Genomic DNA, 9204 nt, shown 5'->3' on the forward strand with positions numbered 1-9204 from the left:
GTAGAACTTGGCGGTGCCTTCGGTGGCGTAGATCTTGAAGCCCAGTTCCTGGAAAACACCGTAAGCCGAGTGCAGCGGCCACGCTTGCGTGGACATTGCCGAGGCGAAGGTGTTTCTGGAAACGCTGACCCACTTCGATTGCCTGGTCGCAGAGGTTGGTCTTGTCAGACAAACTAATCAGCACGGCACCGGAAGACGGGAGGATAGAACCTGCAGCTTCCTGGCTCTTGTAGTAAGCCAGGGCGAAGTCTTCGGAGAGGCCCAGCACTTCACCGGTGGAACGCATTTCAGGACCGAGAACCGGGTCAACCTTGGGGAAAACGCCGCAAGGCGAGTGCAACGGAAATGCTTGCATTTCCATTGCCGAGCCAAAGGCGTTTCTACAACTTGTCGAACGGGAACACAGCTTCCTTGGCGCCGTGGTGCTTGAACTTCTTGTCCTTCAGCTTCAAATCTTCCAGCTTTTCACCCATCATGAGGCGGGTAGCAAGGCGGGCCATCTGAGTGTTACAGACCTTGGAGACCAGAGGCACGGTACGGGATGCGCGGGGGTTGGCTTCGAGAACGAAAACCTTGCCGTCTTCGAGGGTAACCGGTTCGAAGTACAGCTTGTCGGTAGTATCGTAGTCGGTAGAAACGGTTTGGAAGCTGCGCTTCCTTTTTCTTTTGGGGAGGGCGTTGCCCTGGCTTCGCCGGTGCCGGGCTATATTTTAGGGGCAGTTCGCTGCACTTCGCTTGCGATCAGCCACCTAAAACCGAGCCTAAAGTCTCGGCCCATACGGGTCACTATCCCTAACGCATTTTAGGAGTTCAACAGTTTTAAGCCATCTGTTCTATATTGGTCCATTTTTTCATCAACACTCGCAAAGAAATAATTTCTATTCTTTGCTTGAACAATGAGCATTCGATCAAACGGATCACGATGATTTTCTTTTGAAGCCAAATTGGAAATTCCCAGTGAATCAGAGGATTCCAGAGATATGAATTCAAAACCCTGCTGAATGCAAAAATCTGGCTAGTTTTTTATGTCAAAACCTTTCAAATCCAGTTTTCCAATAGATTGCTTCAAGGCGATTTCCCACAATGTTATGTAGCTAACATAAACCTTGTTGCCAGAGTCCTCTATCTTGTTCAGAATCGGCTTTGGAATTTGGTCCGGATTAACAATGGACCAAATCAAAATATGAGTGTCAAACAGAATATTCATATTAAAGCCCCAGCATTTTATCGGGGCTTATTTCGAAATCATCGGCGAACTTGACGGAAGCCTTGTTCTTTAACACGCCAAGTTTCCGCTTTTGTTTTGGGGCAGGTGTATTCAATCGTTCGTTTGGAACGGTTTTTGTATTTATTTCTAGCAATGAGCGAGTCATAGGAGTCTCTACATTCTTGGATCCTACATTGAAACGGCATTACTGATGTAGCTTTCTCTCACGAATTCCTGCAATATCATATCAGCGAGATCATCAGGGATAAAGACATATTCCATTTTGCTTAGAGCTGCCATTTGCTTTGCATATTCTACCTTTGCTTGTGTAGATGGAGCACTCATTAAATGACGTCCCTTGATCTCAACGATATAAAATTTGCCATCCTTATCTTCAACCAAAAAATCGGGGTAATAAGAACGGAGTGAATGAGATTCAGGATCAATATAGTGAACGTAGAAATTCGACTGTCCATTGGTCAGCATACCCGTAAACCAAATGTGCTTGATTTCATTATTGCTGACAAGGTTTCTAATGAAGAAATCTTTTTCGGAATTTGAATCAAAGCCGTAGCCCGACAAATCAAAGCTCTTTTTGTTACCCGATTCCGTTTGGTTAAACGCGCAATATTTCGCAGAAGAGTCGGAGATAAACATTTCATCGCTAAAGTGCATTGTATAATACGCTGCTTCTGGACCGGTCCCATTTTGTGGAGGATCTTTTACGATGTACTTTACAACTTCCCGAACTTCACCAGGTTCATACTTCACAGAATAAAGCTGCTCAAACAACTTTGGTATTACAAAGTCGTATAGAATTTCATTCGCGTAGTTCACCTTCTCTAAAATCACATCCATTCCGTCAGAAGATTTTTCTATTAATTCGCGAATTTCTGAAGGGGCGAAAAGTACGCCTGATTTTTCATGCTGTGTCAAGTAAAGAGAAAGTTCTGCAATGAGACTATATGGAGAAAATCTGCGATCTACGGTGCTAGTAATTTCCTTACGAATTGTTGCGGAATCAATATTTCGTAGAGAGTGTTTGCCTTCCGTTTTGCGATATTTTTCAAAATCAAAAGATTCGTCAAAAATTGTATATGTTCCAACTTTTTTAGGTTCAACCTTAAACCTGGAAATTTGTTCCATCATCTTGACCGGGACTTTCCTTCGAACATAAATGCGACGTTCCTTGGCCGGTTCTGCATTTTTACGAGTCAAATCAGAAACAGACATTCTGAAATTACTTTCCAGTTCCTTCTGAAGGATTTCAAGATTTTCGGCCGAGAGGAAAACATTTCCTCGCTGTTGCATATCCGTTATGGAACGGAGACAACGCATGGTCGCCTGCAAAACGAAGATTGTACTTTTAGGTTCGCGATAAAGAGCTACTGAAAAAAGTGACCGACAATTCCAACCTTCCTTACCTTTTCCAACCAAGAGGATAAACTGTTTTTCCGAAGTTGGTGTATCCAAAAGTCTAAATTCACGCAAGTCATCGGATTTAGTAATTTTTTCGTCGCCGATATTCACCAAAACAGAATCTAATGAAATACCGTTATTGATAAGAGCCTTTTCAACAGCAGGTTTTAACTCATTGGTAAGTTCATCAACAGTATTTGCAAAAAAAGCCATTTTAGGCAGCATACCCTCGTAGCGTTTAAAATGTTTTTTATTTCCACGATGAATTTCTACAAATTCATCAATGGTTCGCTGAACAAAAGTACCACTCTTGACATTCTTAAAATCTTTAACCTCGACTTCCTTCAAATACCGATTATCTATGGCACTGCGGAGACCGTACTCATAAACAACTTCTGGCATAATCTGGTTATCAACATAGGGCGTTCCTGTAAAGTTATAACAGGCAACTACTTTAGACCCGGAGCGTTCCAATTCCTTAGCCAAATTATCAATGGTCAAACGCAAGCTCGTCTCTTTGCTACGATCAAGCATATCACTTTTCAGCGACTTACCAAAGGCATGGTGAGCTTCATCCACATAGATTCCCAACTGTTTTAATCGGGTAATTTTGATATAGCGCTGGTTTGCGGTCAATTCCGTTTCATCAATCTGGTACAAATCTGCGTTTGGGTCATTTTCCATTGCAGCGTTCCAGCTGTCTTTAAATAGTTGGATACTGGCAGAATCATCTTTATGACGTTTGTGGAGAATGATTTTTTGACTTGTGGAAATGATGACATTGAAATCAGAGCCGTCCATTGTTGAAAGGCTGATTCCGTCATCTTCAAGAAAATGAAACTTCAAAATTGAATCCAGCACATTAGCGTATTCAGCTGCAAAAATTTTGGACTTGTCAAAAGTCTGGATTTCTTTTAAAGATTGGAGAACCGTTGTGTCCGGGGCAAGAACAAGAACGTTATGGCAAAAACGTTCATCTTTAGGATATTTCTTTGCTAACAGAAACTCATAGAAAATGCAAAGAGCCATCAAAATAGTCTTGCCCGTTCCCATAGTCAAGGAAAAAATGTAATTAGAATAACCCTGTCTCAGATTTTCTAACTGTTGAATGGCGGGGCCAATTACAGCGGCATCAGAAAGTTTCCTGTGAGCTTCTTCCTCCGCAAAAAGGTCTTGTGCTCCGGATTCCAGTGTAGTATCCTTTAAGCAAAATTTGCCCTTATCATGACACCAATCATCAAATAAATCCGACAAACGAGGATTACTCAAACATTCTTTAAGGAATACATATATTTCGAAAGCTTCGTACTGAGGCTTACGCAAAAAAGCACCCGGATTTTCAGGATTTGCGTGCGACAGTATTCGCTTCGTTAAATCCTTGTACTCGGCCTTAATCTGGACTCTGTTCGCAGTATAAAAATTCCAGAGGTACTTGTAGAAAGGAATTTCTACAGTCTTTTGTTTCTTAGCCATTTTCTACCTCAAAGGAGCCTTCCCAACTTTCACTGAGCAAATCCGTGATCTTTACGTGAATGGTTCCGGCATCTTCTGGAATTGAATATTCGCCCTTCACCATTTCATTCTTTTCAGGAATGTCTGTAGTGGATGGGCTGAAAGTGACGCCATCGTAATTCCAGTCAATCATAATGGAATCCACAAGTTCCTTCCAATCTTCAACATCCTGGCTCTCGATGCTCAGTTTTTGCAGAAGATTCATGGGATAAAATTCCTTGACGGTGAGCTTATCCTTTGTAATCTTGATTTTAGCATCGGCATCGCGCTTGAAGGTCAAATCTTTTTTGTCGCGGAGGATGTCGACTATTTCGAGATCCACCTTGAAACCCATTTTCTGCATTTCTTCAAGGAACATCGCCTTCAGATTAGGATCGTGACCCATACAGACGAAGGTTATTTTTTCAATGGGCTTGTTGAAGTTTTCTGACTGTCGCTTTGTCCAGCTGGCCATGTCGATGTTGTTTATGATTTTACTGAATTCTGCAGCGGTTGCAATTCGATTTATGCCAAGGATTGCCACCATACGGCCATCTAATTCTGCCTCCCAGAGATTGTTTTCTGGGAGGGCCTGCATACCCATGGCGTCGATGATAAGGCGCTTTGCTTCCAACTCATTGCGGAAGAAATCGTAATCGTTTACGTTATAGACTTCAAAGCCTGTATAAGTCTTAGTAGATAGCAGATTGCTATCGGATTGGATTTCCTTCGCACGGTTGATGAGGCGTTTTGTGGTTGTTTGAATTGCACCGAGATTGATATCTGCGCCAAGGAACTTACGTCCCAATTTCATGGCCACCGCCTGGGTAGTACCACTTCCCATAAAGCAATCAAAAACAATATCACCGGGAGTTGTTAATGAATTAATAATTCTTTCTAGTAATAATTCTGGCTTTTGAGTTGGATAATCCGTTCGCTCTGGATGATTTCCTCGTAAAAATTGAATATCATCCCAAACGTCATTTAAAGCACCGCCTTTTTCAACGTACTCATCTAAATATCGTTTATAAGGTTCTATACCCATTGCTTGTCCACGAGTTTCCCAAAACCATTCTCGTCCATCTTCATCGGTATAAATTTTTCTACGCAACGCTTTAATTCGTTCTTCTTTACTCCATTCTTTTGTAACAGGATCAAAACAAGAGGACTCTTGTTTCGAAAAGAAAAGTAAATTATCGTGTTTAGATGAGAATTTTTTTTCTGATATTCTTTCTCTCCCAGGATATGTCCAAATTATTTCATTTCTAAAATTATTAGGAGAAAAAACTTCCTCTAAAAGACACCTTAAATAATGATTCTGATGCCAATCACAATGAAGCATCATATACCCACTATCACTTAGCAACTCTTTACACAAAATCAAACGTTCATACATGAACTGAAGATATTCATCATTGGTCCAAATATCGCCATACTGCTTTTCTTCAAAATTGCTGGAATCACTTTCCGCCTTCTTGCCGCGCAAGGCAATAGTCTTCTTATAATCTGCTTTCGAATCAAAAGGCGGGTCAATATAGATTAAATTGACCTTACCGCGATATTCCTTAAGCAAGTGACTCATCACCTGCAAGTTGTCACCCCAATAGAGTTTGTTCATCCAGCCATCTTCGGAAGTTTCACCATGGGTTTCCTTTAGCTGAGCCGGATAATAGGGCGTTCCCGTAAAAGGACGCTTGCCGGCCCAACGAAGTTCCGGGAAACCCTTAATGGGCTCATTCTTGAATTCAAACATATCCTTCTGTTCGGCCATAATTACTTCCTCTTCTTGGAACAATTGTTGCAATAATGTCTAAAGTCGCATTCACTGCATTTCTTGGGGTCGCGCTCCCCACTATGTTCAAAATTTTTCCGTTCAATTTTCTTCACTACATCATCTACTTCAGCAATGGTCTTTTCGATGGATTTGGAATTAAAGTCATAGCTCACAAAAGGGCTACCATCTTCTGTTCCTGTATAAAACAGGTGCATCTTGCTGACTGGTTTACCATATTTTCCTTGAACGATGTGTGCATAAATTTCCAACTGGCGTTTGTATCGTTTCAGTTTTTCACGATCTTTGGCGTTGTTCACATCTGGTTTTACATCTGTCTTGAAATCCAAAATTTCTAAGGTGTCGCCCTTACCTTGAATCAAGTCAATGCGACCTTCCAGTATGTAGTCATCCTTTAACAATGTCAACGGAACTTCCGCTTCCTTTATACGCTTCCAATCCTTGCTAGCATATTCCACATAGTTTTCTACATGGTTCAAAATGGATTTCAAAGATGACTCTCGCAAGTAAACACCCTGCTGTTTCGAAAGTTGGTGGTAGTTTTCCTTGAGCCAACTTTCCATATTTTCACGAGTTACCTTTTCTGGATTTCCCGCCAGTACTTGTTTATGAACATCCTCAATAGTTTCATGCACTAAAGTGCCGAACAAAATTGCGTTAGTTCGTACAGGGGAAAATTCCACTTCCCTAAAAAACTTATACTGTGTCGGACAGTTTTCATAAAGTAATATGTGGCTTGTAAAGGAATATTGATGCTTTATGTTACTGGCCTTAACTTCGTCTAAATAAATGCCAGGAGCGTCTTTCTTAAAAAGTTCCGTGTAGTCAACCACATTCCTATAGACGGAATCAAAGTATTTAGAAGGTGATTTGCGTTCCTTTTCTACACGAGAATTTTCGTTGTCAATCCCGGTTAGCACGAGTAAATTTTGAGCTCGGCTAAATGCGGTGTAATAGAGTCGCCAGAAATCAAAGAACTTTACTCGTTCCAAGGGTTCCCAGGGAGAATTCTTGTGGTAATATTCCGCTATTTCCAAGTCAATATCATCATAATTCTTTCGCGGAGTACTATCCAAAGAATCTACGCAAGTTATCGGGAACTCAAGTCCCTTACTCTGGTGGATTGTCATGATGCTTATGCACCCAGGTGGAGTCACCATGTCAAAATCTTCATACTCTGCAATGCCACCATCTTTCAAGAACTTCAGATACTCATTGAATAAACGGCGCAGCAGTTTTGTTCGCTTTTCCACGTCCGAGTAAATCGCAACAACATTATTCAGGTATTCGAATTTTCCAAGTAATTGACTGAACATGGCCAAATTGTACATGGGTCGTAAATCTTGTACACCATCGCTAAGTTCTGCTTGCAGAAAATTCGCAAACATCGGGAACTGGAGCAATTCGTAGAACAAGTTGGCAAACGTGTAGTCCGTATTACGGGTTGCTTTAGCAATCTCCTTTGCTTTGGTTACCGCCCACACTCGCAATTCATTATGGAGTTTTAAATCTTGTCGCAGTTCAGCGGTAAAGGAGTCCAGACACAGATCATAATAGGACCAAATTCCCTCCATGTAAGGTTCATTGTGTCCGTCATTCAAATAAGTTTCTTCCAACTTCGGGAATAGGAAAAGAAAAGCGCCTATGGCAAGCTGGATTTCCTTGCGTTCAAAAAACTGTGCTGAGCGAGGTGAAAATACAGGAACACCTCGTTCTTCCAGATAGTTGGAAAGTTCCACAACCTTGTCGTTTTTTACGGAGCGAGACAATAATGCTATTTGATTGTAATCTTTTAAGGCCCCATTCGTTTTCAGTTTGCAGACGAAATCATAAAAATGCTTACACCAATCCGTACTGTTTTCGCCCATGCATTTTACAACACCTGTGTACTTTGTATTCTTACGATTTTGCTTGCCTGCATTCTTGATTATTTTTTCGTGTCTAAATTCGCCCCATTCCTCTTCCCATAATCCATTCATCCAATCGTTATAGAAATCAATGACATCAGGGTGAGAACGATAGTTTTTATCCAATTCAATCTTTATGCACTGATTTTTTCCGCGACTAGGGAATTTCTCCTGAAATCGCAAAATATTTTCAACTGTCGCGCCGCGAAATCTATACAAAGCTTGGTCATCGTCACCAACCACGCAAATTCGATTTGCGGGAGTGGCCAATTTCAATAGGATTTGCTCCTGAATGCGGTTGGTATCTTGGTACTCATCCACCATGATGTAATGAACTTTTGAACGAATATCCTTGAGGACATCTTCGTTTTCAATGAGTTCCCACATTTTCGTTTGAATCAACGAAAAATCCAAAGCATTTTGTTCAGCAAGTAAATCCCTATAAAGAGCGACTGTTTCTGCAAGGATAGGAAGTCGTTCCGCCTTTTTACATTTGGCAAGTTTTTCAACATCAAGATTTTCTTCGGCAACCTTGTTCACAAGAGACGCGAGTTTTGTCGCTGCGTTCCAGCCATAAGCAGAACGAGCGTTGCCTCCGATAAGGTCCGTTATTCCATCAATTTGGTTAAAACGGTAAGCGTTTCGGTAAAAAAGGTAAGTCTGTTCAAACTGATCTAATACCTGATAGCCACGACGCAAGTCCGTATAGTCACGATATTCTTCAAGAAAATCAAGGAACAGGGAGTGAAGAGTTCCCACACGAATTTCAGAAATGTTCTTTTGATTTCTGTAGGCGGCTGATGCGGTGGAAATTCGCGAGAGAAGTTCCTTGGCTGCTTTTTCGGTAAATGTTCCAACCAGAATATTATCGGGAGCTACATCAAGGTCGTAAATCAAGTGGCATACGCGGTCCACAAGCGTTTTCGTCTTGCCTGCGCCAGGACCAGCAATCACCAACAAAGGAGATTCTGTTGTATTAATAACTTCTAGCTGTTCCGGGTTACTTTTCTCCACGACCGCATGCTCCATATAAGAAAGTGGAGTTCTGCTTGTCGTTCAAAAGTGCGTTCAGCCCACTATATAAAAAAGGCGTGAAGTCGAATGCGCATTTCGCCTGAGGTTCCGCGAAGACCCACCAATGAAAAGCACAAACGACCCACGCCCGTAAAGGCAACGCAAAACACATCGGCTGTTGTAGCCAATGTACATAGCGAAGAACCCCCTTTGACAGGGGTTGCGTGAGTGTCTGTCCAGCTCTCATTGGTTTGAAATTTCGCGGATTTCAGACGAGAACTAGAGCAAAAACTCTATTTTTAGCAAAAATAACTAAAAATTGAGGCATCATCAACATGTGTGGAAGCATTTAGGCAGCCTTGCTAGATGATTCT

4 protein-coding genes and 1 pseudogene are annotated in these 9204 nt (G+C 41.6%); all 5 read right to left on the reverse strand.

Annotated features, from left to right (window positions below; all coding sequences use genetic code 11):
• Nucleotides 1-587, reverse strand: a pseudogene (locus B7992_RS17480) (hypothetical protein); the annotation flags it as partial.
• Nucleotides 588-1015: 428 nt separating this feature from the next.
• On the reverse strand, nt 1016-1207 hold the full coding sequence (locus tag B7992_RS15690; RefSeq protein ID WP_083538027.1) for a hypothetical protein: 192 nt from the start codon (nt 1205-1207) through the stop codon (nt 1016-1018).
• A 189-nt stretch (nt 1208-1396) separates the two neighbouring features.
• The gene (locus B7992_RS15695) at nt 1397-4099 is read right to left on the reverse strand and encodes a DEAD/DEAH box helicase family protein (RefSeq protein WP_088666761.1); all 2703 of its coding nucleotides are present in this window, start codon (nt 4097-4099) and stop codon (nt 1397-1399) included.
• Nucleotides 4092-5888, reverse strand: a complete 1797-nt coding sequence (locus B7992_RS15700) for a site-specific DNA-methyltransferase (RefSeq protein ID WP_088666763.1) — start codon at nt 5886-5888, stop codon at nt 4092-4094. The genes B7992_RS15695 and B7992_RS15700 overlap by 8 nt, the downstream gene beginning before the upstream one ends.
• Nucleotides 5889-5890: 2 nt before the next feature.
• The gene (locus B7992_RS15705) at nt 5891-8830 is read right to left on the reverse strand and encodes an ATP-dependent DNA helicase (RefSeq protein ID WP_217897625.1); all 2940 of its coding nucleotides are present in this window, start codon (nt 8828-8830) and stop codon (nt 5891-5893) included.
• Nucleotides 8831-9204 lie beyond the last annotated feature (374 nt).

Origin of the sequence: Fibrobacter sp. UWH1 (assembly GCF_002210365.1) — a bacterium.
Classification (GTDB): Bacteria; Fibrobacterota; Fibrobacteria; order Fibrobacterales; family Fibrobacteraceae; genus Fibrobacter.

What these genes read in the sequence shown, in the direction of transcription:
- B7992_RS15690 (WP_083538027.1), bottom strand. Translation starts at nt 1,207, where the DNA reads ATGAATATTCTGTTTGACACTCATATTTTGATTTGGTCCATTGTTAAT.
- B7992_RS15695 (WP_088666761.1), bottom strand. Translation starts at nt 4,099, where the DNA reads ATGGCTAAGAAACAAAAGACTGTAGAAATTCCTTTCTACAAGTACCTC.
- B7992_RS15700 (WP_088666763.1), bottom strand. Translation starts at nt 5,888, where the DNA reads ATGGCCGAACAGAAGGATATGTTTGAATTCAAGAATGAGCCCATTAAG.